The organism is Priestia endophytica DSM 13796 (genome assembly GCF_900115845.1).
GTDB lineage: Bacteria > Bacillota > Bacilli > Bacillales > Bacillaceae_H > Bacillus_I > Bacillus_I endophytica.
The window spans coordinates 61,924-84,159 of the sequence record NZ_FOXX01000006.1 but is presented as its reverse complement, the minus strand read 5'-3'; the positions used below and the strand labels follow the sequence as shown (position 1 = coordinate 84,159).

General features: G+C 38.2%; 32 protein-coding genes. 15 read left to right on the top strand and 17 right to left on the bottom strand.

The window, feature by feature from the left end; genetic code table 11:
- Positions 1-11 precede the first annotated feature (11 nt).
- The 4 genes from BM012_RS12755 to BM012_RS12740 are packed head-to-tail and all read left to right on the top strand — an operon-like array spanning position 12 to position 3,698.
- Positions 12-1,019: a FecCD family ABC transporter permease gene (locus tag BM012_RS12755; protein WP_061805323.1), complete on the top strand. Its 1,008-nt coding sequence runs from the start codon at positions 12-14 to the stop codon at positions 1,017-1,019.
- A complete protein-coding gene (locus BM012_RS12750; protein WP_061805322.1) occupies positions 1,012-2,034 on the top strand; it encodes a FecCD family ABC transporter permease in 1,023 nt (340 codons plus the stop codon). Before BM012_RS12755 ends, BM012_RS12750 begins: the two co-directional genes overlap by 8 nt.
- A 10-nt stretch (positions 2,035-2,044) precedes the next feature.
- Positions 2,045-2,872: an ABC transporter ATP-binding protein gene (locus BM012_RS12745; RefSeq protein WP_061805321.1), complete on the top strand. Its 828-nt coding sequence runs from the start codon at positions 2,045-2,047 to the stop codon at positions 2,870-2,872.
- 19 nt (positions 2,873-2,891) lie between these two features.
- On the top strand, positions 2,892-3,698 hold the full coding sequence (locus tag BM012_RS12740; RefSeq protein ID WP_061805320.1) for an alpha/beta hydrolase: 807 nt from the start codon (positions 2,892-2,894) through the stop codon (positions 3,696-3,698).
- 29 nt (positions 3,699-3,727) lie between these two features.
- On the opposite strand, the gene BM012_RS12735 is transcribed toward BM012_RS12740, so the two are convergent.
- Positions 3,728-4,045, bottom strand: a complete 318-nt coding sequence (locus BM012_RS12735; protein ID WP_061805319.1) for a thioredoxin family protein — start codon at positions 4,043-4,045, stop codon at positions 3,728-3,730.
- Positions 4,046-4,084: 39 nt separating this feature from the next.
- Positions 4,085-4,786 carry a copper homeostasis protein CutC gene (locus tag BM012_RS12730; RefSeq protein WP_061805318.1) on the bottom strand — a complete coding sequence of 234 codons (702 nt, stop codon included), beginning with the start codon at positions 4,784-4,786 and terminating at the stop codon, positions 4,085-4,087.
- A 174-nt stretch (positions 4,787-4,960) separates the two neighbouring features.
- Here BM012_RS12730 and BM012_RS12725 point away from each other — a divergent pair, with 174 nt between their 5' ends.
- The 7 genes from BM012_RS12725 to BM012_RS12695 all read left to right on the top strand — a co-directional run bounded on the left by BM012_RS12725 (position 4,961) and on the right by BM012_RS12695 (position 10,041).
- Entirely contained in the window at positions 4,961-5,524 is a 564-nt protein-coding gene (locus BM012_RS12725; RefSeq protein WP_061805317.1) for a biotin transporter BioY, read from the top strand.
- A gap of 28 nt (positions 5,525-5,552) precedes the next feature.
- Entirely contained in the window at positions 5,553-6,992 is a 1,440-nt protein-coding gene (locus tag BM012_RS12720) for an AMP-binding protein (RefSeq protein ID WP_061805316.1), read from the top strand.
- Positions 6,989-8,080: an acetyl-CoA C-acyltransferase gene (locus BM012_RS12715; protein WP_061805315.1), complete on the top strand. Its 1,092-nt coding sequence runs from the start codon at positions 6,989-6,991 to the stop codon at positions 8,078-8,080. Before BM012_RS12720 ends, BM012_RS12715 begins: the two co-directional genes overlap by 4 nt.
- Entirely contained in the window at positions 8,077-8,463 is a 387-nt protein-coding gene (locus BM012_RS12710; protein WP_061805314.1) for an FAS1-like dehydratase domain-containing protein, read from the top strand. Before BM012_RS12715 ends, BM012_RS12710 begins: the two co-directional genes overlap by 4 nt.
- Positions 8,460-8,807 carry a MaoC/PaaZ C-terminal domain-containing protein gene (locus BM012_RS12705; RefSeq protein ID WP_061805313.1) on the top strand — a complete coding sequence of 116 codons (348 nt, stop codon included), beginning with the start codon at positions 8,460-8,462 and terminating at the stop codon, positions 8,805-8,807. The genes BM012_RS12710 and BM012_RS12705 overlap by 4 nt, the downstream gene beginning before the upstream one ends.
- 17 nt (positions 8,808-8,824) lie before the next feature.
- The gene (locus BM012_RS12700; protein ID WP_061805312.1) at positions 8,825-9,604 is read left to right on the top strand and encodes a cryptochrome/photolyase family protein; all 780 of its coding nucleotides are present in this window, start codon (positions 8,825-8,827) and stop codon (positions 9,602-9,604) included.
- Positions 9,605-9,750: 146 nt separating this feature from the next.
- Positions 9,751-10,041, top strand: a complete 291-nt coding sequence (locus BM012_RS12695) for a HesB/YadR/YfhF family protein (RefSeq protein WP_061805311.1) — start codon at positions 9,751-9,753, stop codon at positions 10,039-10,041.
- Positions 10,042-10,065: 24 nt separating this feature from the next.
- Here the strand turns inward: BM012_RS12695 and BM012_RS12690 are convergent, their stop codons facing one another.
- The 6 genes from BM012_RS12690 to acnA all read right to left on the bottom strand — a co-directional run bounded on the left by BM012_RS12690 (position 10,066) and on the right by acnA (position 14,743).
- Complete coding sequence (locus BM012_RS12690; protein ID WP_019392052.1) at positions 10,066-10,485, bottom strand: acyl-CoA thioesterase; 420 nt, start codon at positions 10,483-10,485, stop codon at positions 10,066-10,068.
- Between the two features lie 96 nt (positions 10,486-10,581).
- A complete protein-coding gene (gene tlp / locus BM012_RS12685) occupies positions 10,582-10,815 on the bottom strand; it encodes a small acid-soluble spore protein Tlp (RefSeq protein WP_061805310.1) in 234 nt (77 codons plus the stop codon).
- 85 nt (positions 10,816-10,900) lie between these two features.
- The gene (locus BM012_RS12680) at positions 10,901-11,044 is read right to left on the bottom strand and encodes an acid-soluble spore protein N (RefSeq protein ID WP_061805309.1); all 144 of its coding nucleotides are present in this window, start codon (positions 11,042-11,044) and stop codon (positions 10,901-10,903) included.
- A 56-nt stretch (positions 11,045-11,100) separates the two neighbouring features.
- Positions 11,101-11,232 (bottom strand): FbpB family small basic protein, encoded by a 132-nt coding sequence (locus tag BM012_RS12675; protein ID WP_074842831.1) that lies wholly within the window; start codon positions 11,230-11,232, stop codon positions 11,101-11,103.
- 82 nt (positions 11,233-11,314) lie between these two features.
- Positions 11,315-11,875, bottom strand: coding sequence for a TlpA family protein disulfide reductase (locus BM012_RS12670; protein WP_064505021.1), 561 nt, complete (start codon positions 11,873-11,875; stop codon positions 11,315-11,317).
- Positions 11,876-12,022: 147 nt separating this feature from the next.
- A complete protein-coding gene (gene acnA / locus BM012_RS12665; protein WP_061805307.1) occupies positions 12,023-14,743 on the bottom strand; it encodes an aconitate hydratase AcnA in 2,721 nt (906 codons plus the stop codon).
- 381 nt (positions 14,744-15,124) lie between these two features.
- On the opposite strand from acnA, the gene BM012_RS12660 reads away from it, so the two are divergent.
- Positions 15,125-15,268 carry a small acid-soluble spore protein P gene (locus BM012_RS12660; protein WP_061805306.1) on the top strand — a complete coding sequence of 48 codons (144 nt, stop codon included), beginning with the start codon at positions 15,125-15,127 and terminating at the stop codon, positions 15,266-15,268.
- A 102-nt stretch (positions 15,269-15,370) separates the two neighbouring features.
- Positions 15,371-15,766: an Hsp20/alpha crystallin family protein gene (locus tag BM012_RS12655; protein ID WP_061805305.1), complete on the top strand. Its 396-nt coding sequence runs from the start codon at positions 15,371-15,373 to the stop codon at positions 15,764-15,766.
- A gap of 29 nt (positions 15,767-15,795) precedes the next feature.
- Here BM012_RS12655 and BM012_RS26415 read toward each other — a convergent pair whose 3' ends face one another.
- On the bottom strand, positions 15,796-15,954 hold the full coding sequence (locus BM012_RS26415) for a hypothetical protein (RefSeq protein ID WP_167360142.1): 159 nt from the start codon (positions 15,952-15,954) through the stop codon (positions 15,796-15,798).
- Between the two features lie 120 nt (positions 15,955-16,074).
- Here BM012_RS26415 and BM012_RS12650 point away from each other — a divergent pair, with 120 nt between their 5' ends.
- Entirely contained in the window at positions 16,075-16,503 is a 429-nt protein-coding gene (locus tag BM012_RS12650) for a DUF2621 family protein (protein ID WP_061805304.1), read from the top strand.
- A 34-nt stretch (positions 16,504-16,537) separates the two neighbouring features.
- On the opposite strand, the gene BM012_RS12645 is transcribed toward BM012_RS12650, so the two are convergent.
- The 4 genes from BM012_RS12645 to BM012_RS12630 all read right to left on the bottom strand — a co-directional run bounded on the left by BM012_RS12645 (position 16,538) and on the right by BM012_RS12630 (position 19,096).
- Positions 16,538-17,026, bottom strand: coding sequence for a CcdC family protein (locus BM012_RS12645; RefSeq protein ID WP_061805303.1), 489 nt, complete (start codon positions 17,024-17,026; stop codon positions 16,538-16,540).
- Between the two features lie 119 nt (positions 17,027-17,145).
- The gene (locus tag BM012_RS12640; RefSeq protein WP_019392040.1) at positions 17,146-17,718 is read right to left on the bottom strand and encodes a DUF2179 domain-containing protein; all 573 of its coding nucleotides are present in this window, start codon (positions 17,716-17,718) and stop codon (positions 17,146-17,148) included.
- Positions 17,719-17,933: 215 nt separating this feature from the next.
- Positions 17,934-18,302 carry a response regulator gene (locus BM012_RS12635; protein WP_061805302.1) on the bottom strand — a complete coding sequence of 123 codons (369 nt, stop codon included), beginning with the start codon at positions 18,300-18,302 and terminating at the stop codon, positions 17,934-17,936.
- Positions 18,303-18,385: 83 nt separating this feature from the next.
- Positions 18,386-19,096, bottom strand: a complete 711-nt coding sequence (locus BM012_RS12630; protein ID WP_061805301.1) for a cytochrome c biogenesis CcdA family protein — start codon at positions 19,094-19,096, stop codon at positions 18,386-18,388.
- A gap of 141 nt (positions 19,097-19,237) precedes the next feature.
- Here BM012_RS12630 and BM012_RS12625 point away from each other — a divergent pair, with 141 nt between their 5' ends.
- Positions 19,238-19,438 carry an aspartyl-phosphate phosphatase Spo0E family protein gene (locus BM012_RS12625; protein ID WP_206765231.1) on the top strand — a complete coding sequence of 67 codons (201 nt, stop codon included), beginning with the start codon at positions 19,238-19,240 and terminating at the stop codon, positions 19,436-19,438.
- A 296-nt stretch (positions 19,439-19,734) separates the two neighbouring features.
- Here BM012_RS12625 and BM012_RS12620 read toward each other — a convergent pair whose 3' ends face one another.
- The 4 genes from BM012_RS12620 to sirA all read right to left on the bottom strand — a co-directional run bounded on the left by BM012_RS12620 (position 19,735) and on the right by sirA (position 22,191).
- Entirely contained in the window at positions 19,735-20,868 is a 1,134-nt protein-coding gene (locus BM012_RS12620) for a site-2 protease family protein (RefSeq protein WP_061805300.1), read from the bottom strand.
- Between the two features lie 175 nt (positions 20,869-21,043).
- Entirely contained in the window at positions 21,044-21,232 is a 189-nt protein-coding gene (locus BM012_RS12615) for a DUF4083 family protein (RefSeq protein ID WP_061805299.1), read from the bottom strand.
- Between the two features lie 209 nt (positions 21,233-21,441).
- Positions 21,442-21,663, bottom strand: coding sequence for a YneF family protein (locus tag BM012_RS12610; protein ID WP_026009529.1), 222 nt, complete (start codon positions 21,661-21,663; stop codon positions 21,442-21,444).
- Positions 21,664-21,744: 81 nt separating this feature from the next.
- Complete coding sequence (gene sirA, locus BM012_RS12605) at positions 21,745-22,191, bottom strand: sporulation inhibitor of replication protein SirA (RefSeq protein WP_061805298.1); 447 nt, start codon at positions 22,189-22,191, stop codon at positions 21,745-21,747.
- Positions 22,192-22,236: the final 45 nt, after the last annotated feature.

Genomic DNA, 22,236 nt, shown 5'->3' with positions numbered 1-22,236 from the left:
TGCGTTCACATATGCAAAAAACAAGCGCTATTCCTATTCTAATTTTATGTAGCACTCCATTTCTTATAATTGCTACAATTCTATTATCCATTTTATATGGAGCAAAAGACATTAGTATCCTTAGCGTTTGGAATGCTTTCATGCATTATGACCCATCGAATGTTGATCACAATGTTATTCTCACCTCTCGTTTGCCGAGAGTGCTAGCAGCCCTGCTTGTCGGGGCTTTTCTAGCCATATCAGGAGCACTTATGCAAGGAATTACAAGGAATTACCTTGCCTCTCCTTCTATTATGGGGGTTTCAGATGGATCTGCTTTTGTAATTACGATTTTGATGGTTGTCTCTCCAAACTTAAGTTCAACAACAATGATTCTTTACTCAATCGCAGGATCTGCTCTTGGTGCAGCACTTGTCCTTGGTTTTGGGTCTCTTGTTCCAAATGGCTTGTCTCCAATTCGTCTCGCGATTATTGGAACGGTCATCGGAACATTTTTAAGCGGCATCTCTTCTGCTATCGCCTCTTATTTTCAAGTGTCCCAAAACATAAGTTTTTGGTACAATGCGAAGCTTCATAATGTCGATATGGACGTTTTAACTCTTTCTGTACCAGCTGGGATTATCGGAATCTTCCTTGCTCTTTTTATCTCTAAATCTGTTACAATTCTTTCACTAGGTGATGAAGTGTCTACTAATTTAGGAGAACGTACAGGATTGATTAAAACACTAGCCATTTTAGCGGTTGTGATTTTAACAGGTACAACTGTTGCACTTGTTGGAAAGATTGGTTTTGTTGGTCTTATTATCCCTCACATGACCCGTTTTTTAATTGGGATTGATTATAAGTGGCTCATTCCTTGTGCGGGAGCTATTGGGGCCGTTTTTCTTGCTCTTTGTGATGTTATAAGTCGTTTTGTAAACTATCCTTTTGAAACACCTATTGGAGTTGTTACATCCCTTATTGGCATTCCTTTCTTTCTATATCTTGTGAAAAAGAAAGGGGGCGAAAAAAATGCCTAAAGATTCATGGCAGCGCTATACGCTTACAATTATCATTCTGTTGCTATTAATCTTAACAACAGGGTATTTTAGCTTAACAAGCGGAGCGTTCGAAATGACGGTGCGAAACGTAGTAGAGACGCTTTTACGCATCAATGAGGATCCTAAATATGATCTTGTTATATTTGATTTTAGACTTCCACGCATTTTAATTGCTGGATTAGTTGGTTTAGGATTAGGAATTGCAGGAGCCGTTATTCAAGGAATAACGCGCAACGGACTAGCAGACTCAGGGGTACTTGGAATTAATGGAGGAGCTGGAACAGCAATTGTTCTATTTATGTTTTTCTTTCAAGGCCAAATAGCTAATGCCGGCTTCTTTTCCCTCATGATTATGCCGATTTTTGGACTTTGTGGAGGCCTTTTAGCCGCTTTCTTAATTTTTATATTTTCATGGCAAAATGGACGAATTGATACAGGAAGGCTGATTTTAACAGGGATTGCGATTAGCTCAGGGTTTGGAGCTCTTTCTCTCTATCTTTCTCTTAAAATGAATTCCTCTGATTTTGAAATGGCAACAGTCTGGCTTTCCGGAAGTATTTACGATGCTAACTGGCAATATGTTCTCTCTGTCGTGCCTTGGCTACTCATTCTTATCCCTCTTTTATATCGAAAAGCTCATTTGCTCGACCTCTTCCAGCTTGAAGAATCAAGTATTAAAAGCCTTGGTGTTTCAGTTGAAAAAGAGAAGGTACTTTTACTATTAGGAAGTATTGGGATCGTTAGTGCATGTGTAGCTGTCTCAGGAAGCATTGCTTTTGTTGGCCTTTTGTCTCCACATATTGCAAGAAGGCTTGTTGGCGTTCACCATAGACGCGTTATTCCTGTTTGTGGCGGAATCGGAATGCTGCTTGTTTTACTTTCTGACTATATTGGAAAAACCATTTTTCAACCGCTTGAGCTTCCGGTTGGTATCGTGTTATCGATTATTGGTGTTCCTTATTTTCTCTATTTACTTTCAAAAGCAAAAGCATAGGAGGAATAAAATGAGTATTTTACGAACGGAAAATCTAGCTGCAAGCTATGAAAAGTTCTCAGTGTTTACAGATCTTAATGTAACAATCCCAAAAGGAGAAATCACTACTATTATTGGTCCAAACGGCTGTGGAAAATCAACGTTGCTCAAGACAATGGGCCGTATTCTAAAACAGCAACATGGAAATGTGTATTTACAGGGACAGAATCTAAACAAGATGGCAACAAAACAAATTGCTAAAAATTTATCGCTTCTTCCTCAAACACCAACTGCACCAAGTGAGTTGAAAGTAGAAGAACTTGTATCATATGGACGTTATCCACATCGAACAAATAAAAACAAGCTTTCTTCTTATGATAAAGAAATGATCAACTGGGCTCTGGAAGTGACAAGAACCTCTTCTTTTAAACATCGTGAAATTGGGCAACTATCAGGAGGTCAGCGCCAAAAAGTATGGCTTGCAATGGCTCTTGCGCAAGAAACAGAAGTGCTTCTTCTTGATGAGCCAACAACATATCTCGATATGGCCCATCAGCTTGAGGTGTTAGAAATTGTAGAAAATCTAAATAGGGATAAGATGCGCACAATTGTGATGGTTCTTCATGATATCAACCATGCAGCTCGTTTTTCTCATCATATTGTGGCTATGAAAAGCGGAGAAATCATTCAAAAAGGCTCACCGCGAGATATTATTACCGAAGATGTACTACGCGAAGTCTTTGAAATTGAAGCACGCATTATGATTGATCCGTATAATGGTGCACCTGTTTGCTTTGGATACGATAGTATCGGAAAAAAACAAGAGGAGTCATTTGAAAAAGTATATATCACAAACTAATGATGAGAGGAGAAAAAAGATGATTTCTATTCAATCTGTCAATCACAATGAAGACTCTTTCGACCTTCATTCTAAAGAAGGAGTTTCCTATCAAATTTCTGTTTATGTCCCTGATACGGCTCCTCCGCAGCAAGGATTTCCCGTTTTGTATGTTCTTGATGGCAATGCTTTTTTTAGAACATTTCGAGATGCTGTGAGACTTCAAGCAAGACGTTCTTCGAAAACGAATGTTTTACCTATGATTGTAGTTGGAATTGGGGACGCTAGACGTGAAGACTTTGTTTCTGAGAGAAGATGCTATGACTTCACTCCGCCCTCTTCTTCTCTTAAGTTACCGAAGAAACCAAACGGCGAACCATGGTCTGAAACAGGAGGAGCAGATACTTTTCTAGCTTTTCTAGAGGAAACACTGAAGCCACAGATTCTAGAACACTATCCAATTGATACTGAAAACGAAGCACTTTTTGGTCATTCACTTGGTGGACTCTTTGCTCTTTATTCGCTTTACACAAAGCCTTCTCTTTTTAGCGCTTATATTGCGAGCAGCCCTTCCCTTTGGTGGAACGAGCGCGCTATCTTAGCAAAAGAAGAAGAGTTTAGAAAAAATCTCCACAGTGAAACTTTACATAAAAAGCTATTTGTGAGCATTGGTTCAGAAGAAAAAGGCCATATGATCACAGACGCCCAAGACCTTGCAAAACGATTTTCAGCGATAAACAGCAGCTCTTTTTCCTTGTCGTTTGTCGAAGCAAAAGGGGAAAACCATATGTCTGTTGTTCTAGCAGTATTAAGTCAATCTTTGCGGTTTATATCACTTCGCACATAAAAAAAGAGAGGATTATGCCTCTCTTTTTCTTATTTTACAGATTCCAAAAATTCTTCGACAGATTCTGGAGTTTTAGCATTAGCGCTATGTAGATGCGCCACTTTTTCTCCGTTTCGGTATACAAGAAGTGATGGAATACCCATTACTTGGTTTTCATCTGCCACTTCTTCAAGCTCATCACGATCAACGGTAAACCACTTTTTATCGTCGTGTTTATTAATGATATCGTCGATAAACATATCAAGGCGCTTGCAGTCTGGGCACCACGTCGTTGTAAAAATCCCAACGCTTGTTTCATCACCTGCAATAGCTTGCTGAAACTCTTCTTTTGATGTTAATTTCTTCATACTCTACACCTCCCACTACTCATTATAGAATCCCTTTACTCATTTTTCACGTTTTTTGTTTATCCATTCAACAATTTCTTTTGCTTTTGCAACACTTTTTGCACTGATTGGTTTTCTCACATGACAAGATTCTCGAACGCCTGAAAACAAGTGGACTTCCTCCACATCTGTAACATCTAAAAAAGCCTTTAAATTTTCAGGTTTTAACCCTCGACAAGCCGTTAAATGTGGACGATTGTTTTTCTTTAAAAGCCGTTTAATATGTGGAAGACCATTTAAAGCTGTTCGCTCACGCCCTGATGTCCATACGCTTTTTACTTCTTTATATTGTGCAAGAAACTCCAAAGCTTCTCCTTGATCTTTTATAAAATCAAAGGCATTGTGAAAAGAAACATGCATCCCTCTTGCTCTATACAGGAGAAGCTCTAGCATCTGTTTGTCAATTTCTCCTTCTTTTGTTAAGCATCCAAAAGATACTCCTTCTACTTTTAATTCCTTCATCATTTCAATATCACGACACATGGTTTTTACATCATACTTGTTATACGCATATGTTTGACAATGTGGTTGAATAAGAACGCTTAGTGGAACAAATGAAAATTTCTTAATTTCTTCAACAAGGCCAAAGCTTGGCGTTACACCTTCATTTCCAACAGACGACATGACAACCATTCGATCTGCACCATGCTCTTGAGCAATGAGCGCATCTTCCACTGTTGTTACCGCAATTTCTAATAACACAACAGCCACCTCCTCCTGAATTTCTTTTACACTACCCTATCTTTCTCTCAACGAAAAGAGTCCTTTTTGCTAGGTCTTTTTCTTTTTTACGTAAACCAAATTTAAAAATAAGTTGACATAAAAACCATTTTTCTTATAAACTCTTAACAAATACATTGAGGGGGTTTTCGAATAATGAAAACAAAAGAACTTGCTTTTGTTAGTATGATGGCAGCAATTATGGGCGTATTTGGTCTTTTCCCACCTATTATGCTAACTTTTACACCTGTTCCTATTGTGCTACAAAACTTTGTTGTTATGCTTTCTGGAGGACTACTTGGGGCGCGGCTTGGCGCTTTAAGTCAAGGACTTTTTCTTCTTCTAATTGCAGCAGGCATGCCGCTTTTAACAGGTGGACGAGGCGGATTTAGTGTTTTTGTTGGTCCAAGCGGAGGATTTATATTAAGCTACCCGCTTGCTGCCTTTGTTATTGGTTTTATTGTACATAAAATAATAAAGAAACAGAATTTTTTAAACATTTTTAGTGCTACAATAGTAGGAGGTATTTTGACTACTTATGCAGTTGGGGTTCCCGTACAGGCCGCTTTTATGAATATATCTTTTCTTCATGCACTAAAGCTTAGCGTTGTTTATTTACCTGGTGACCTTATTAAGGCAGCCGCTGCTTCCTTTTTTATTTTAAAACTAGCGCGAGTGTTACGACCAAAGTTAAAAATAACAACTTCTAAGGCATCGTAGAGTGCTCGTTGTTAAAGGTGGAATAATCATGAATATTACAAGTACATATGAAAAACATGCAAACGAAAATTCGCTTCGTCCTGCTCTTATTACAGCGAAAGAAACACTTTCTTATAAAGAGTGGAACGACTTAATTCAAAAAACAGCAGGCTGGTTTCAAAACTATTCAAAGAAACCTTTAAAAGTAGCCTTTTTGCTCCAAAACAGTCTAGAATCTTTACAAATATTCGCTGGGGCATCAAGAGCGGGATGGACAGCTATCCCGCTTGACCCCCGTTCATCACCAATGGAACTAGAAGAACGCCTTTCTCTTTCTTCTCCACACGTTTTACTAACTTCCTCCTCTCTTTCTAGGAAACTCTCTTTTACAAAGAAATTTATCTTAGTAGAGGATTGGAAAATAGAAGTAGAGAAAACGTCATCTTCCCCTTTTCTCTCTGTTGACCCACATTCCCCTTTCTATATGGGGTTCACATCAGGTTCAACAGGAAAACCAAAAGCTTTTCTACGTTCACAGAAGTCATGGGTAAAAAGCTTTGACTGCAACAAAACGGATTTTCATATGCATAGTGAAGAATGTGTGCTTGTACCAGGGCCTCTTGTTCATTCTTTATTTTTGTATGGAGCTATTAGCACGCTCTTTCTCGGAGGAACCGTCCATCTTTTGGAGAGATTTTCTCCTTCTGCTGTTCTCTCTCTCCTAAAATCCAAAAATATAACAACCGTATACAGTGTTCCAACAATGATTGAAGCACTGCTTTCTAAAGGAGAAAAAGTGAATTCCTCCTTTAAAATGCTCTCTTCAGGCGCAAAATGGGAACCGTCCACGCGTCAAAAAGCTCTTGCCCTTTTTCCTTTTATGAAGCATTACGAATTTTACGGAGCATCTGAACTTAGCTTTGTTTCTGTGTTGAATAATGAAAATCGAAATCGTGCTTCCTCTGTTGGCACACCTTGTCAGCATGTTTCTATTAAGATTGTCGGTGATAACGGAGAAATGCTCCCTCCTTGTGAAATTGGCACTGTTTACGTAAAAAGCGAGCTGCGTTTTCTTGGCTATTTAAATGGAGACGGAATAGACTCTCCTGATGAGTGGATAACCGTTGATGATATGGGCTATCTTGATGAACAAGGCTTCCTCTACATTATCGGGCGAAAGCATAATATGATTCTTTATGGCGGTTTAAATATTTTCCCTGAAGAAATTGAAGAAATATTAAAGAAACATGAAAATGTACAAGAAGCAGCAGTCATTGGGATAACTGACACTTATTGGGGACAAAAACCACTCGCTTTTATTGTAGGAAATGCTTCAAAAAGAGAACTTTCTTCCTTTGTACGAGAGCACCTTTCCTCGTACAAAGTACCAAGGTTATGGCGGTTTGTGAAGGAACTCCCATATACATCAAATGGAAAGATTGCTCGGCAAGCGTTAAAAAATCATCTAGAAACGGAGGAAATACAGTGAAGGAAGCTTTAATTGTTCAAGCAAAACGAACGCCAATTGGGCGTCAAAATGGAGTCTTTAAGACAAAGACTGTAGAAGAATTAACAGCTCCTCTCCTTTATGAGCTATCGCGCTGTGTTCCTGGAACAATTGATGAAGTTATTTTAGCTCACACCATTGGCCCAGGCGGAAACCTTGCTCGCCTTTCTCTTTTACAAGGGGGGCTTTCTCCAAATATTCCTGGCTTAACGCTTGATCGCCAATGCGGAGGTGGTCTTGAGGCTATTCGCCTCTCAGCTGCTTTGATTAAAAGCGGCAGTGGAACATGCTACTTAGCGGGAGGTTCAGAAAGTACAAGCACCTCTTCCTACAAAAAAAGAGCAAGATTCTCTCCTGATGAAATTGGTGATCCTGATATGGGCCTTGCTGCAGAATATGTGGCTCAAAAATACGGCATTACACGTGCTAAGCAAGATGAGTATGCTCGCATCAGCTATACGCGGACGTATGAAGCTCTTCAAAACGGGAGTTTAAAAGAGGAAATCTTCCCTCTCTTTGGGATTGATTGTGATGAAGCATTAACTCGTAAACCACCTAGTGAGCGTCTTTTTTCACGCGCAGCTCCTTCTTTTTTACATGATGGAACAGTTACAGCAGCAAACTGTGCAGGCATTAGTGACGGCAGCTGTGTTACCGTTGTGATGGAAGGTGAACGAGCAAAAGAACTTAACATGTACAGAGGGCTTAAAATACTCGGTACCGCTTCAATTGGCGTGCATCCTCACTTCCCTGGAGAAGCCCCCATTAAAGCAATACGTAAACTGCTTGACGAACAAAATTTAACTGTTCATGATATTGATTTATTTGAAATTAACGAAGCTTTTTCTTCTAAAGTTGTGGCATGCGCTCGCGAACTTCACATTCCGCTAGAACGTCTTAACGTAAGAGGCGGAGCGATTGCCCTTGGTCATCCGTACGGAGCATCAGGTGCCATGCTTGCTACTCGCCTTTTTTATGAAGGGCAAAAAAGAGACGCGCGCTATGCTATAGCTTCAGCTGGAATTGCTGGAGGGCTTGGACTCTCTATATTATTTGAGGTGATAAAATGATCGATGATAAATTTTCAATTCTGATAACGAAGCAAGATGTTCAAGAGTATGCTAACTCAGTTGACGAAAAAGAGGGTATATATTTTTCTGAGGAGGAAGCCAAACAACATGGTTTTGCCTCTATCCCGCTCCCTCCTTCTATGCCTTTTCTATTCCTTAAACCGCAAGAAGGATTATTCCATGGAGTTGTTCATCGAACACAAGCTTTTGACTATAAACAACCACTATACATTGATACAAGCTACATATGCGAGTATACCTTTGAAGAAGTGAAAAGACGACACGGCTATATTTTTTACGAACAAAAGCTTACCATTTTTAATGAAAAAGGAAATCAAGTTGCAACGTGTTCCTCAACTTTAATCAAAGGAGAAAGAGAATGAAAACTTATACCATTTTTGTAAGCGAAGAAGATATCAACAACTATGCAAAGGTATCTTCTGACTATAATCCAATTCATATGAACAGAGAAGAAGCAAAAAAGTATGGGTTCAAAGACCGAATTGGGCATGGCATGCTTTCTATGGGGAAAGTAATGGCTTCTCTGTCTTCTTCCATCCCGAAACGCTCATACGTCAAGCAGTATAACATGACCTTTCTTTCTCCTTTATATATAGGACAGTCCATTTCTCTAACTGTAGAAGAAAAAGGAGAAACGTTACACGTAAAAGGGGTATGTGAAGGCGAAAACATTGTCAAAGGAAAAATTTCATTTTCTTCTTTATAAGATTAAAAAAGCGCATATTGAATTATGACGATGGACGAGATTCCCCTGAGAATCGCTATGTTTCAGAGCTTTCCCCCTACTTAGCCTTTGGACAACTTTCTGTTCGTTCTCTATATCACTATCTTCTTCAGAAAAGGGATAAAACTCAAAATAACAAGTTTCCCGAGCAAGCAGAAAGTTTTATTAAACAGCTTATTTGGCGAGAATTTTCGTATCATATTTTATATTACTTCCCACATTCCATAAAAGAACCGTTAAATGAACGTTTTAAAAAATTTGCATGGGAAAAGTCAGAAAGCCATTATAAGGTGTGGAAGGAAGGAAAAACAGGGTACCCGCTCGTTGATGCAGGAATGAGGGAACTTTGGGCAACAGGTTATATGCACAATCGAGTCCGTATGATTGTTGGTTCTTTTTTAGTTAAGCACCTTCTTATTCATTGGAAAAAAGGTGAAAAGTGGTTTTGGGATACGCTTGTAGATGCAGATCTTGCGAATAATACATTTGGGTGGCAATGGGCTGGTGGAAGCGGCGCTGATGCTGCACCATACTTTCGCATTTTCACCCCAACTGTTCAAGGTGAGCGTTTTGACAAAGAGGGCAATTACGTAAAGAAAGGGATACCAGAGCTGAAGCACATTCCAAAGCGCTACCTTCATAAGCCTTGGGAAGCATCTGCTGAAGTTTTAAAAGAAGCTTGTATTGAACTTGGAAAAGACTACCCTCATCCAGTTGTTGACCATAAAGAAGCTCGTGAACGTGCACTCCACCGTTATGATGCAGTAAAATCTTCATAGCATAATCTATAAAGACTCTAGGAAAATTTCTTATATATATCTTTTAGAACAACATTTTATTAAAAAATTCTCAATTCCTTTTCATTCTCTTTTATTTCTCTTATAATGAAGAAAGGGAGAAGAGCTAAGAAAGGGAGTTGATTAGCATGAGATTAACTGTTTCAGAAGAGGCAGCAAACTGGTACAAGGAAGCTTTACATATTGATGATGGAAGTAAAGTTCGCTTTTTCGTACGCTATGGTGGCTGCAGCACTGTTCAAAAAGGATTTTCCCTTGGCGTGAAATCAGACGACCCGCTTAAAATTGGCGCTTCTGACGAACAAAATGGAATTACTTTCTTTATTGAAGATGAAGATCTCTGGTTCTTTGATGAGCATGATGTATCAGTTACACTTGATGAACAAGGAGAAGAACCTCTATTTCACTACAACAAATAAGAAAAAGCGTAGAAGAATATTCTTCTACGCTTTTTTTGCTTTTAAATAAGCTTCATGCCACGTTGGAAAATACTTCCGCATTGAAACTGGACGAAAGTTTTCTTTTTTTACACACGCATGTTTACTATAACCAATAACGGATAAATCACCGTCACCATTATAAATTTCATAGCCGTATGTTACTCGCACTCCGTCATATTCTTCAATCCATGTATGTACAGAAGCTACTTCTCCATATTTAACGGGCTTTTTATATTGAGCATTAATTTCTAGCACCGGGGAAAGAATCCCATCCTTCTCCATATCTGCATAGCGAAATCCAAGCTCTTCAATCAATGCGGTGCGCCCAATTTCCATCCATATTACATAGTTTGCATGATATACAATGCCCATTTGATCTGTTTCAGCATAGCGTACTTCAATATCTTTTTTGGATAAAATCATAATTTTCCCTTCTATCTTCTAAGTTTTCTCTTTTATTTTATCATATGTTTCTTTTCGGATAAAAAAAGAAAGACTGCATTACGCAGCCTTTCTTTTTTACTGATAGCCGTTTTCGCGGTCAGCGGCTTCTTCTTTTACTTCATTACGCATCGCTGTAAGGCTTTCTTCTCGACGATGATTCTTCGCTTCAATATCAGCACGGTCCTTTGCAGAAGCATGTTCAAGAGCATCCTCTGCTTTGCACATATTTTCAAATGTGTTGTTAATTGCTTCTTGAAGTCTTTCTACGTTATCACTACGATCATCTGGATTTGGTTGTTGCCATGCCATTTTTCATTTCCTCCTTTGATGAATAACAATGGTAGTTGAAGAAACTGTTTTATGATGAGCATGGGAGATTTCCCATTTATGTTGGTTATTCGCCTTTTGTTTGCATCACTTGGGCGTGTTTGCCTGATTTATCTTGCATCTTTTTCCCTTTGTTTCCACCTGCAGCACGAGACTGTGTGCCAATATGGTTTGGAACAAAGTGTACACTATCGCGTTTTGGATTGCTCATAGTTCTCCCCCCTCGCCTTTTACTATAACCAAGACGAGGGAAAACTATGTACGTATTTATCCTTCTTCCCGACTCATACGTGCTTCAAGTCGCTCTTCCAATTTATCCAATGCTTCCTTATCATTTAATAGCTCCTGCTTGTTTTCATGTAAAAGCTGTGCAAATGAGCGTTTTCTGACTTTTCGCATTTTTATCTTCCTTCCATTTCCTAAGATTCTTTGTATTTCATTATCCCCAGAAAAACGCGACTCATACAAATTTTCAGATTTTTTAGCTTTGAATAAATTCAAGCATCTCTTTTTCAGTGAGCTGTCCGTTGATACGTTTAACAATTTTACCATCTTCATTAATGAAATAAGAGGTTGGGAATGCCACCGTTCTATACAGGTTTCCGTTTACTTTCCCTTCTGGATCAAGTAAAACAGTAAAAGTATATCCGCCTTCTTCAATAAAATCTTCCACACTTTTTACACTTTTTTCGTTGTCTGTTGAGTTGATCGCTAGGATTTCAACTTCCTCTCCATGAGTCTTACTTATTTTTTGCATTTCAGGCATCTCTTTTTTGCAAGGTGGACACCATGTTGCCCAGAAGTTAAGAATCACTTTTTTTCCTTTCAAGTGCTCTAGGGCAATCTCCTCTCCGCTTAGGGAAGAGAGTGTAAAAGATGGAGCCATTTTCCCTTCTTCAATCCCCATTGATGTTTGGGTGTTTTCAACATTTCCATTCTCATATGAACTGCTTGCTTTATTTTCTTTTGGCTGTATCATTTGCCACCCTGTATAACCAATCATAACAAGCAATAATGCAATAGCTAATCCTTTTCTCCACAAGTTTCTCACCTTCTTTCTCGATAATATCTATATATGCATGTGTTTTTTAATCCATACTTTTTATAAAACTTCGCTTTTTCTTTCTCTTGTTCCTTTTTTCGCCCATAAAAAAAGAAGGATTCTATGAAGAACCCTTCTTTCAAAACATTATGCCATTGATTTAGATTGAAGCTTGTCGCGAAGTACCATTTGTAAGATACCGCCGTGACGATAGTAATCAATTTCCACTTCACTGTCAAAGCGAACAAGTGCTTCAAACTCTGTAACTTTACCATTTTCGTCTGTTGCTGTTACTTTGACGAAGTCACGTGGTTTTACATTTTCATCAATTGCAATGTTGAACGTTTCTTTTCCTGTTAAACCTAGCTTATCAGCGCTGTCGCCTTCTTTAAATTGAAGAGGAAGCACGCCCATAAGAACAAGGTTGCTACGGTGAATACGCTCGAAGCTTTCTGCAATAACTGTTTTAATGCCAAGAAGATTTGTTCCTTTAGCAGCCCAGTCACGAGAGCTTCCCATTCCATAGTCTTTTCCACCCATTACGATAAGTGGTGTGTTGTCTTCTTTATAGCGCATGCACGCATCATAGATAGACATTGTTTCGCCTGTTGGCCAGTATGTTGTATAACCGCCTTCAGTGCCTGGAGCAAGCTGGTTACGAATACGGATGTTAGCGAATGTACCGCGCATCATAACTTCGTGGTTACCACGACGAGAGCCATATGAGTTGAAATCACGAATTTCAACATCGTTGTTCAGAAGATAGCGACCTGCTGGTGATTCTTTTGCAATTGAACCTGCTGGTGAAATGTGGTCTGTTGTTACAGAATCTCCAAATTTACCAACTGCACGAAGGCCAACAAGTGGTTTTACTTCTTCAATGTCTTGTGTTAATCCTTCAAAGAACGGTGGGTTTTGAATGTATGTTGAATCATTATTCCAAGTGTAAAGAGGTTCTTCACTTGTTTTAATGTCGTTCCAACGTTCATTATCATCGAACACGCGCTCATATTGCTTACGGAATAATTCTGGTGTTACGTTGTTCTTCACAACTTCATCAACTTCTGTCATAGATGGCCAGATATCTTTGAAGTAGATTTCATTTCCATCTTTATCTTTTCCGAATGAATCTGTTTGAAGATCAACATCAACTGTTCCAGCTAGTGCATATGCTACAACAAGCGGTGGAGATGCTAAATAGTTTCCTTTCACAAGCGGGTGAATACGTCCTTCAAAGTTACGGTTACCTGACAGAACAGATGTTACAAGAAGATCGCTCTTAGCTACCGCTTCTTCAATTTCTTGCTCAAGTGGACCAGAGTTTCCGATACATGTTGTACAGCCATAGCCTACAACGTTGAAACCGATTTTTTCAAGGTATGGAAGAAGACCTGCTTCTTCAAGGTAACCTGTTACAACTTTTGATCCTGGTGCTAGTGATGTTTTCACATACTCTGGAACGATAAGTCCTTTTTCAACAGCTTTCTTAGCAACAAGACCTGCTGCAACAAGTACGTATGGATTTGATGTATTTGTACAGCTCGTAATTGCAGCAATCGCAATTGCGCCTGTTTTCATCGTTGTTTCACGGCCATCATTAAATTTCACTGTTACTTCTTTATTTTTCTCTGTTGCTTCTAAGCCGAATCCTTGGTTTCCAGCTGGTGCAACAAGTGCTTTATTAAATTCATCTTTCATTTGAGAAAGTGGAATTAAGTCTTGTGGACGTTTTGGTCCAGACAAGTTAGCTTCAATTTCACTTAAGTCGATCTCAACAATAGATGTGAACGTTGGATCTGGCGTACCTTCTGTATAGAAGAGGCCATTTTTCTTACAGTATTCTTCAACAAGTTTGATTTGTTCCTCTTTACGACCTGTTAGACGCATGTAGTTTAGTGACTCTTCATCAACAGGGAAGAATCCACATGTTGCGCCATACTCAGGTGCCATATTGGCAATTGTTGCGCGATCTGCAAGCGGTAGACCTTTAATACCAGGGCCAAAGAATTCAACAAACTTTCCAACAACGCCTTTTTGACGAAGTACTTGCGTTACTTTTAACGCTAAGTCTGTTGCTGTTGTTCCGTTTGGAAGCGCCCCTGTTAATTTCACACCGATAACTTCTGGAACTGGGAAGTAAGATGGTTGACCAAGCATACCTGCTTCAGCTTCGATACCACCAACGCCCCATCCTAGAACACCGATACCGTTAATCATTGTTGTATGTGAATCTGTTCCAACAAGCGTGTCTGGGAATGTTTCAACTTCCCCATCCTCATTTTCAACAGCTTGCACAACGTTTGCTAAATATTCTAAATTTACTTGGTGAACAATCCCTGTTGCTGGTGGAACTGCACGATAGTTGTTAAATGCTTTCTGTGCCCAGTTAAGGAAGTTATAGCGCTCTGCATTACGTTCAAACTCAAGGTTCATATTAAAACGAAGTGCATCTTCGCTTCCTGCTTTATCAACTTGAACAGAATGGTCAACAACAAGGTCAACTGGGATTTCAGGGTTAATTTTATCAGGATCTCCACCCATATCTGCCATTGCTTTACGTAAAGATGCAAGGTCAACAACGGCTGGAACACCTGTAAAGTCTTGTAGAATAACGCGAGAAGGTTTGAATGGAACGTCTATGTCTTTAATATCTGACGTGCCCCATTTTGCTAAATTCTCTACGTGTTCTTTTGTAATTACGCGTCCGTCTGCTTGGCGAAGGACTGATTCTAGAAGAACCTTCACAGAGTACGGAAGGTTTGAAACTTTTCCTGCTCCTGCTTCTTCAAGCGCTTGCAAACGATAGTAATGATATGTTTTTCCATCTACAGTAAATGATGAACGTGCATTGAATAAATCTTTGCTCATTCGATTACCCCCTTAAGTAATATGTATCAACAGACTTTTCCACCTTGTAAAACTTCTCTCAAACTAATCTTAATATAACCTCATACATAAGTAAATAAAAAGAATGTTATTAGTTGTTATAAGTTTTCCTTATGATTAAGTTTACTTTTCTACAATTTTATCTAATAATTTATAATGGTCTGTTTTTTATGACTATTTTCTGGAAGTTCGGTCTTTTCTTCCTTTCCCGAAAAAAAGAAAAGAAAACGTTCTTTTTTTATTATTATTCACCAAACTTCCCACGTCTATTGCCCCCTTTTCCCATACATAAAACTTCTTCATTTTCTCATCCTATAAGAGAGCAGTTCTGCTCATCCTTTACAAGAGAAAGGAAGGCCCACAATGAACAAAAACAACGGTAAAGATATGCGAAAAAATGCACCGAAAGGCGATAACCCCGGTCAGCCTGCTCCATTGAGCGGCTCACATAAAGTAAAAAACAGACAGCACTCGCGTCAAAAACAAAAAAGTCATCATGACATGTAAAAAAACAGGATACCTTTTGGTATCCTGTTCTCTTTTTACACACCATTTATTCCCTTGCAGAATACACTGTACGAGGAAGAATAGAATAGTGGAGGAAGAATAATGAAAAAGGAAAACGCTCACAATGAAAGTGAGCTTAGCGACGATTTTAATGCATGGGTAGATTATGTGTTTTCACACCCTTTTTTGCATTATGCTGAACAAAATTATGCCCGTATTGATCTTTTTGAAACAGAGCAAAACTATATTATTGAAGCTGAGCTTATTGGTTATGAACGAGAGGATATTTCCCTTCTGCTAGAGGAAGATGGGCTTAAGCTTTCAGCCTTTCATTCTCTTTCAAATGAGCAAAAGATAGAACAAATTATTGATTTTCCCTTCAGCTTACAGGAGCGAGAAATTCGCGCTGTTTTTCATAAGTCTATTTTAGAAATCTTTATAGCTAAAACTCGCACTGCTTTTACTCTCTCTTCTCATATCCCTATTACTAGCCTCTAAAAAGGGACGTGTTGCTTAACGTCCCCTTTTTACATTAGCTGAAGTCCAATTAAACCGATAATCATCACAAGAAAGCTAATGAGAAGCGGTGACTTCTTTTTTTTCTCTTTTTTAAACACTCCATACATAAACGTTGTCGCGTATAAAATGAGGCTCAAAAACCCAAGTGCTGTTAAGAATGAAAACATTGTATCACCTCATCTTTCATTTCATATGTAGCATAATCGTTTTTTTCGATAGAATCAATCATGGAAAATTCTGTTTTCATGAAGTAAAATAGAGATAACTTATAAATAAAGGGTGATCATATGCTGTCAGGGTGGTTTTTATGGTTTATTCTTTTTTGGGTGATCATACTTTTTGGCCTATTTGCAATCGGCGGTTTTTTTATGTTTCGCAAGTTTTTAAAACGCCTCCCAAAAGAAGACGGTATGAGCGATCTAGACTGGGAAGACTACTATATTAAACAAACGCGACAACTATGGAGCAAAGAACAAAAACAGCTGCTTGAAGAGCTTGTTGAACCTGTTCCAGAGCTATTTCGTGATGTAGCCCGCAATAAGATTGCCGGAAGTATAGGACATCTTGCTTTCAAACGCCGAGTAAAGGAACTGACAGATGAGATTATCATTGAAGGCTACATCATCGCAACACCAAAGCGCGATCATAAATTTCTTCTCAAAAAGTTAAAAGAAAAAGAAATCGACCTTGCCCAATATCAGCAATTTTTCACGTAAGAATATAAAAAGCGGCCAATCGGCCGCTTTTCTTTTATACCATTTTTGTTTTATTGAACATTTCTTGCTCTAACTTACGGTACGAACGATACATCGCAATACGCCAAGGTACAATCATACCAAAGGCCAAAATCCAGAACATGCCGCTAAGCTGTCCAATATCAATGGACATGCTTAGATATGATTTAAGACCGATTCTTACAATTAAAAGTGTAATAAGGATAAGCGCAAAAGCTTTAGATCGTTTCAAATAAATAGCTTCATCTCGTATTTCGAATTTTGATGTTTTGATAAGTAAAATAGAAAAGAGCATACCTAAAAGAATAGCTTCTAAAAACTCAGATAGAGAAACTCGAAAAAACGGGTCAATAAACATAAGTGCTCCTGTGCTCATAAAAAATGGCGGCAGGATAATTTTTTTAGCATTTGTTGGTTTCTTTGAGGCTTTAATACGTACCATAATAACAGTAAGAGCCATTAATGTTGCAATTATCGCTGAAAAGATCGTAACTGTATTGACCATTATAATCCTTCCTTTTTTCGATAAAGTTATACTACTAGTATAACCAATATAACGTTAAAAAAGAAGTGGGACACCTTTTTTATTTGAAAGAAGATCTTTCTTTTGCTTGTGTCCTTATATTAAGGATGTGGCGAAGTTGGAGAACTTCCTTCTGGCGTTACAGCATTCTTTTTCACCTTTTGTTTCTTTAGGCTTTTTAAAAGGAAGCCACCTTTAAATTTACGCGGCTCGTAAGAAATAATAAAAGCACGCGCGTCATACTCCTCAATAAGACGAAAAAGTTCGACTTCTCGATTTCGCTTTGTTAGAATTTCAAGCTGGTAGCGTACGCTGTCTCTTCCTTCACCTTCAAAGACCGTTACACCAAATCCTTCTTGGCGAAGACGCGCAATAAGCTCTTCATTTTTATTGTCCAAATTCACAATAAATGTGGTAAAGCCAATTGCTAGACGATTTTCAACATAGCTTCCAATTAAGATTCCAACACCAAAGCCTACTGCATATACAACCATTGCAGCTGTACTTTGATCACCACTAAAAACAAGGGATAACCCAAAAACATAAATAAGAGCTTCCAAAAAACCAAAGACTGAAGCATACGTACTCATCCCTTTAACAAGCAGAAGCGTCCTTAATGTTAAAACAGGAACATACACAAGCTGCAGCAGCAAAATCAAGATAATCTCTTTCAAAAGACCCACCTCTTCGTACCTTTAAGATCTTCAATTATCCATTGAATCGATATTATTTTACCACTCAAGTTCTTCGTTGGAAATAGACTTTTTCATAATTTTTTTTATTATTTTTTTATAGAGACTCAAGACCTGTCAATCCCTTGCCTTTCAAGGGATTCCGTCACATTCTAAAAAATGAAGAAACGCGTAAAAAAAAACCTATTTAACATCTGTTAAATAGGTTTTCGAAACAATCGGTGAACTGTATCAAGTACTGTTGTTTTATGAAAGGGTTTGACGATGAAATCTTTAGCGCCAGATTCAATTGCTTTGACCATCATTCTCTGCTGACTAACCGTTGAGCACATCACAATTTGTGCATCCTGAAATTCACTATGTATACATTTTAATGCTTGAATTCCATCCATTTCAGGCATTGTCACATCCATAATCACAAGGTCAGGGCGAAGAAGTCGATACTTGGCAACGGCTTCTGTCCCTGTCGCTGCTTCTCCTATGACTTCATATTCGCTTGTTTGTAAAATCTGTGCAAGAGTTTGCCGAATAAATTGGGAATCATCCACGATGAGAACACTTGCCACACTTGTAGCCTCCTAAAAAAATCCTTATACCTTCTATGTTTTACTCTACTAACCAATAAGACCTTTTTCAATGCTTTCCACTATTAAAACCCTTGGAATCCTCCAAAGAGACTTGTAGAGTACACAATTATTTTTGTCATCCAGTCAAAATAAAGAACAACCCCCATTGCTACCATCAAGCCTCCCCCCACTTTTGTAAAATGGCGGCTATATTTTTTAATCCATTTCGCTCCTCCAATGAAGAAAGACATAAGAAAAAAAGGAATTGAAAAACCAAGAGCATATGCTGTCATATAAAGGAGCCCTGAACTTGGGTTTGTTGCAGCAAGCGCCATAACAGATACAAGAATAGGCCCTGTACATGGTGTCCATCCTGCTGCAAACGCAACACCAATTAAAGAAGAACCTAAAAGTCCGCTTGGCCTCTTTGTAAAACTAAGTTTTCGATCTTTCATTAAGAAAGTAGGTTTTAAAATACCAAGCACAAGCAGCCCAAAAAACACAATGAAAATCGCACCTATTTGTCTAATAAAGTCTTGGTAATTATGAAACCACGTTCCAACAAGAGATGTGGCAAACCCAAGGGCAATAAAAATGACGGAAAAGCCTAAAATAAAGAAAAGTGTATGAACCATCGCCATTTTCCGTCCAGCTCGCTCTCCTTCTTTTAATTTCTCAACTGAAACCCCCGTTATATAAGAAAGAAAGGCTGGATATAATGGTAGACAGCAAGGAGAAATAAACGACAAAACACCTGCACCAAAGGCAAGGAAAAGATTAATATCAGAAACCATATATGTTCCTCCTCCTTTTGCTCTATTTTTACACGTAGTATAAAAATACCATATCTAACAATTTTTATTTTAATGCCGTGAATTCCTTTTCTTGAATTCCATAATCTAGTATAATAAAAACAACCTTAAGGAGAAAGGACAATGAGCGTGTCAAAACAGGAAATGTTACTGAAAATCGAAAAAAAACGATCAGAGCTAGCAAAAATTGTTCAACACACAGGATTAAATTCAGATCCTGCTCTTCAAGGAAGTCAGGAACTCGATCACTTACTTAATCAATATAACAAATTATATGAGCAACACCTTCACACAATGAACTACAGCAAAAAAATGTTTCAATAGTAAGCACGTTCACGGCTTGACGAATCTAAAGTCCGAGAACGTGCTTTATTTTTCAAAAGATATTTTCTAGTGCCCCTCTCTTTTTTTGACATCTTGATTATCAAAAAGGAGACAAAATATGAATTACTCAAAGAAGATAAGTGTAGAGCAGGGCGCAAAGCGCTTGTTTTAGAGCATTGCGCTTTCAATCTTTGCCGTTGGTGTATTCCTTCTTACAGGATTAAGAGCTTTCTAGGCTTGCCCTCACTTCTTTCAGCACGTACCTATGGTCGGCCATCACCATAGGCGTCTCCTCTCTACATTTTATGCACTTCACTTACGGAAGCATATTCTTCCTTATGAGAAGTGGAAAAGTCCGTTACTTTCCCTTTCATACTCTGTAAAAGCTTTGTTTCTATTTCTGCTGTCATTGCTGGACTTTTCACAAATGCAACTTGCTGTAAGGCTTTATTAAGCGTTTGAACAGCAAGCTTTCGCTGACCGCTTCTTTGATGAAAACATGCTTTGATTTTTAAGGAAGAAATTCGCTCACTTCTATCGTCTAGTGATACCTCTTCCTCATAAACTTCCTCATACTCATAAATCATGTTTTGCATAAAAAGATAGTTAGCGAGAAGCTGACGTTTGTATATACTTTCAAAAGGGGAAGAAAAAGCTTTCTTTAAGAGTCCTGCCCCTTCTCGGTATCGCTCTTGTAAAAGATAGCAAGAACTTATATAAAGCATTGTGAGACAAACTAAATCGCCCTGAACACTGTTATCCTTATCAAGCGTTTTCATTTGTTCTAACAACTCTTTTTTCATTTCAGAGAATGCCTCATTGTGAAGCTCTGTTAACTTTTCTCCGCTTTCTAAATAGTGACGAGCTTTTATCATATTCGTGTAGAGACGACTCGTATTGTCATTTTTAAATAAAATAGTAAGACTATACCCATCAGAATATTCTTTATGATATGTTGCTGGTGTAAGCGATATAACAGCTACAACAAGATTAGAAAGACCAAGAAGGATAGAGAAGAAAGAGCCATTTATGAAGAAAGCTACAAAGGCTCCGATAAAAACGAGAACATTAAGCATACTTCCTGACAAAAAATAACCTATATATCTCTTTCTTATTTTTTCATATTCAGACATGCCTGGCGTCATCACAACTTGCCCCCAGTTAACCCAGCTCTTGTTCTCTGTCACATGGAATTTTTCTCCCTGTTTAGACACAACAAGAGGACCGATGACAAAACGTTCAAATGTATAACCATTTGCTTTACAAAATAAGAAATGACCAAGTTCATGGCAAAGAACAGCAAGTAAGATAGCAAGCAGTGGGAGCACTCCAATAACTACAAAAATCCCCCAATCAAACGTAACATAAGTAATGAAAGTGAAAATGATAAGTAAAACAAAGTAAGGTAGCGGAAATTTAAACGTGTTCACTCTTTTCCATTCCTCCAGTTTTAGTTTCAATCTTTCATATGCCCTACTCTTTAAACGAAGTGAGACAGGTATCTTTTATGTTATGTTTCGTTCTCTCTCCTTCTTTCTCCTTGTTCCATTCAAAGGTTTTCAAAAAAAGAAGAATATAGAAGAGAATGGATGTCTCTTTCTAGACTTACCTTTTTCGGTCAATTTTCTCAGTCAATTGGTCTATTTTCTGTTCCAGTCGTGCTAAATGTTGCTGTTTCTTTTTTTGTTGCTTTATCGTCTTTAAGGTGAACATGAAGATAAAGCCTACAATGGCAAGAAGAAGAATTAACATCAATAGTTGATAAATAGCATCTCCGATAGCAAAGCTTCCCATCTACTTCCCCCTTTACATACCCAAGTTAAAAATATACAACCACTCTTATAATACCATATATCTCCAACTGTTTTAACATAAAAAAACCACCCTCTCTATTGTGATACTGTACAATAGAAAAAGTGATTTTCAGACGGATTCCGCTATTATGGTAGCTTTCACAATCGAGAAACAAACCAAATGCTTGTCCTTTTTAAGATGAAGACAGATTACTTGTCAATTTGACTGTTCATAGCTTTCATCATTTGGTTAATTTTCTTTTGCGAAGGCTTCATGCCCATTTGCATCATCATCATTTTGAGCATTTGCTCATTAATTGGTGGATTTTTCTTTAAGTAGCTCATCATATACTTACGAGCAATGAAAAATCCTAGCGCTATTCCAACAAGTAATGCTAGAACACCAACTAGAATGGGTACCCACATAGTTATATTTCCTCCTTCATGTTGTCTACATTACAGTGTACTAAAACACGCTTTATTATACAACACTTCATCTACAATTTCTCTATTTTACCCAAATTTTCTTTGGTCCTCAACAGGACTTTTCAACCAATTGTAGTGCCCATTTTCAGAATTTGTAATAAAATAGCGAGAATCATACGTTGCTAACAGTTTTAACACAAGGTGCTCTATTTTATACGGTCCGTTTGCATGTAAAATCATAAGATGATCGTTCATGCAAAGAGCAGCTTCACTTCCGTTTTGTTGACATACAAGAAGTGATCCTCTCATAAATACCCGAAAGCGTGGAAGCCCTGCAAACCCGTCTCGCAAATATTCGCGCACTTCTAAAACCGGCACAAGGTTTGTAATATAGCGTACTTGTTTTTCAATTTCTTTATAATAAACATGCTCTTTATATTTATATTCCTTTAAAAGACCGGCAATCATTTCTGGTCTCGCTCCGTAGTGAGTCCAAAATGGCTCTTTGATTGAATAGAGTTCATAAGTTCTCAACGCTCATTCTCCCCTTTGCGTCTTTTCCTATTATTATAAAGGGAA

Bases quoted from the DNA above. Each gene is read 5' to 3' on its own strand.
- BM012_RS12755 (WP_061805323.1), top strand. From the start codon at position 12: ATGCAAAAAACAAGCGCTATTCCTATTCTAATTTTATGTAGCACTCCA.
- BM012_RS12750 (WP_061805322.1), top strand. From the start codon at position 1,012: ATGCCTAAAGATTCATGGCAGCGCTATACGCTTACAATTATCATTCTG.
- BM012_RS12745 (WP_061805321.1), top strand. From the start codon at position 2,045: ATGAGTATTTTACGAACGGAAAATCTAGCTGCAAGCTATGAAAAGTTC.
- BM012_RS12740 (WP_061805320.1), top strand. From the start codon at position 2,892: ATGATTTCTATTCAATCTGTCAATCACAATGAAGACTCTTTCGACCTT.
- BM012_RS12735 (WP_061805319.1), bottom strand. From the start codon at position 4,045: ATGAAGAAATTAACATCAAAAGAAGAGTTTCAGCAAGCTATTGCAGGT.
- BM012_RS12725 (WP_061805317.1), top strand. From the start codon at position 4,961: ATGAAAACAAAAGAACTTGCTTTTGTTAGTATGATGGCAGCAATTATG.
- BM012_RS12720 (WP_061805316.1), top strand. From the start codon at position 5,553: ATGAATATTACAAGTACATATGAAAAACATGCAAACGAAAATTCGCTT.
- BM012_RS12710 (WP_061805314.1), top strand. From the start codon at position 8,077: ATGATCGATGATAAATTTTCAATTCTGATAACGAAGCAAGATGTTCAA.
- BM012_RS12705 (WP_061805313.1), top strand. From the start codon at position 8,460: ATGAAAACTTATACCATTTTTGTAAGCGAAGAAGATATCAACAACTAT.
- BM012_RS12695 (WP_061805311.1), top strand. From the start codon at position 9,751: ATGAGATTAACTGTTTCAGAAGAGGCAGCAAACTGGTACAAGGAAGCT.
- BM012_RS12690 (WP_019392052.1), bottom strand. From the start codon at position 10,485: ATGATTTTATCCAAAAAAGATATTGAAGTACGCTATGCTGAAACAGAT.
- tlp (WP_061805310.1), bottom strand. From the start codon at position 10,815: ATGGCATGGCAACAACCAAATCCAGATGATCGTAGTGATAACGTAGAA.
- BM012_RS12680 (WP_061805309.1), bottom strand. From the start codon at position 11,044: ATGAGCAATCCAAAACGCGATAGTGTACACTTTGTTCCAAACCATATT.
- BM012_RS12675 (WP_074842831.1), bottom strand. From the start codon at position 11,232: ATGCGAAAAGTCAGAAAACGCTCATTTGCACAGCTTTTACATGAAAAC.
- acnA (WP_061805307.1), bottom strand. From the start codon at position 14,743: ATGAGCAAAGATTTATTCAATGCACGTTCATCATTTACTGTAGATGGA.
- BM012_RS12660 (WP_061805306.1), top strand. From the start codon at position 15,125: ATGAACAAAAACAACGGTAAAGATATGCGAAAAAATGCACCGAAAGGC.
- BM012_RS12655 (WP_061805305.1), top strand. From the start codon at position 15,371: ATGAAAAAGGAAAACGCTCACAATGAAAGTGAGCTTAGCGACGATTTT.
- BM012_RS26415 (WP_167360142.1), bottom strand. From the start codon at position 15,954: ATGTTTTCATTCTTAACAGCACTTGGGTTTTTGAGCCTCATTTTATAC.
- BM012_RS12650 (WP_061805304.1), top strand. From the start codon at position 16,075: ATGCTGTCAGGGTGGTTTTTATGGTTTATTCTTTTTTGGGTGATCATA.
- BM012_RS12645 (WP_061805303.1), bottom strand. From the start codon at position 17,026: ATGGTCAATACAGTTACGATCTTTTCAGCGATAATTGCAACATTAATG.
- BM012_RS12630 (WP_061805301.1), bottom strand. From the start codon at position 19,096: ATGGTTTCTGATATTAATCTTTTCCTTGCCTTTGGTGCAGGTGTTTTG.
- BM012_RS12625 (WP_206765231.1), top strand. From the start codon at position 19,238: ATGAGCGTGTCAAAACAGGAAATGTTACTGAAAATCGAAAAAAAACGA.
- BM012_RS12615 (WP_061805299.1), bottom strand. From the start codon at position 21,232: ATGGGAAGCTTTGCTATCGGAGATGCTATTTATCAACTATTGATGTTA.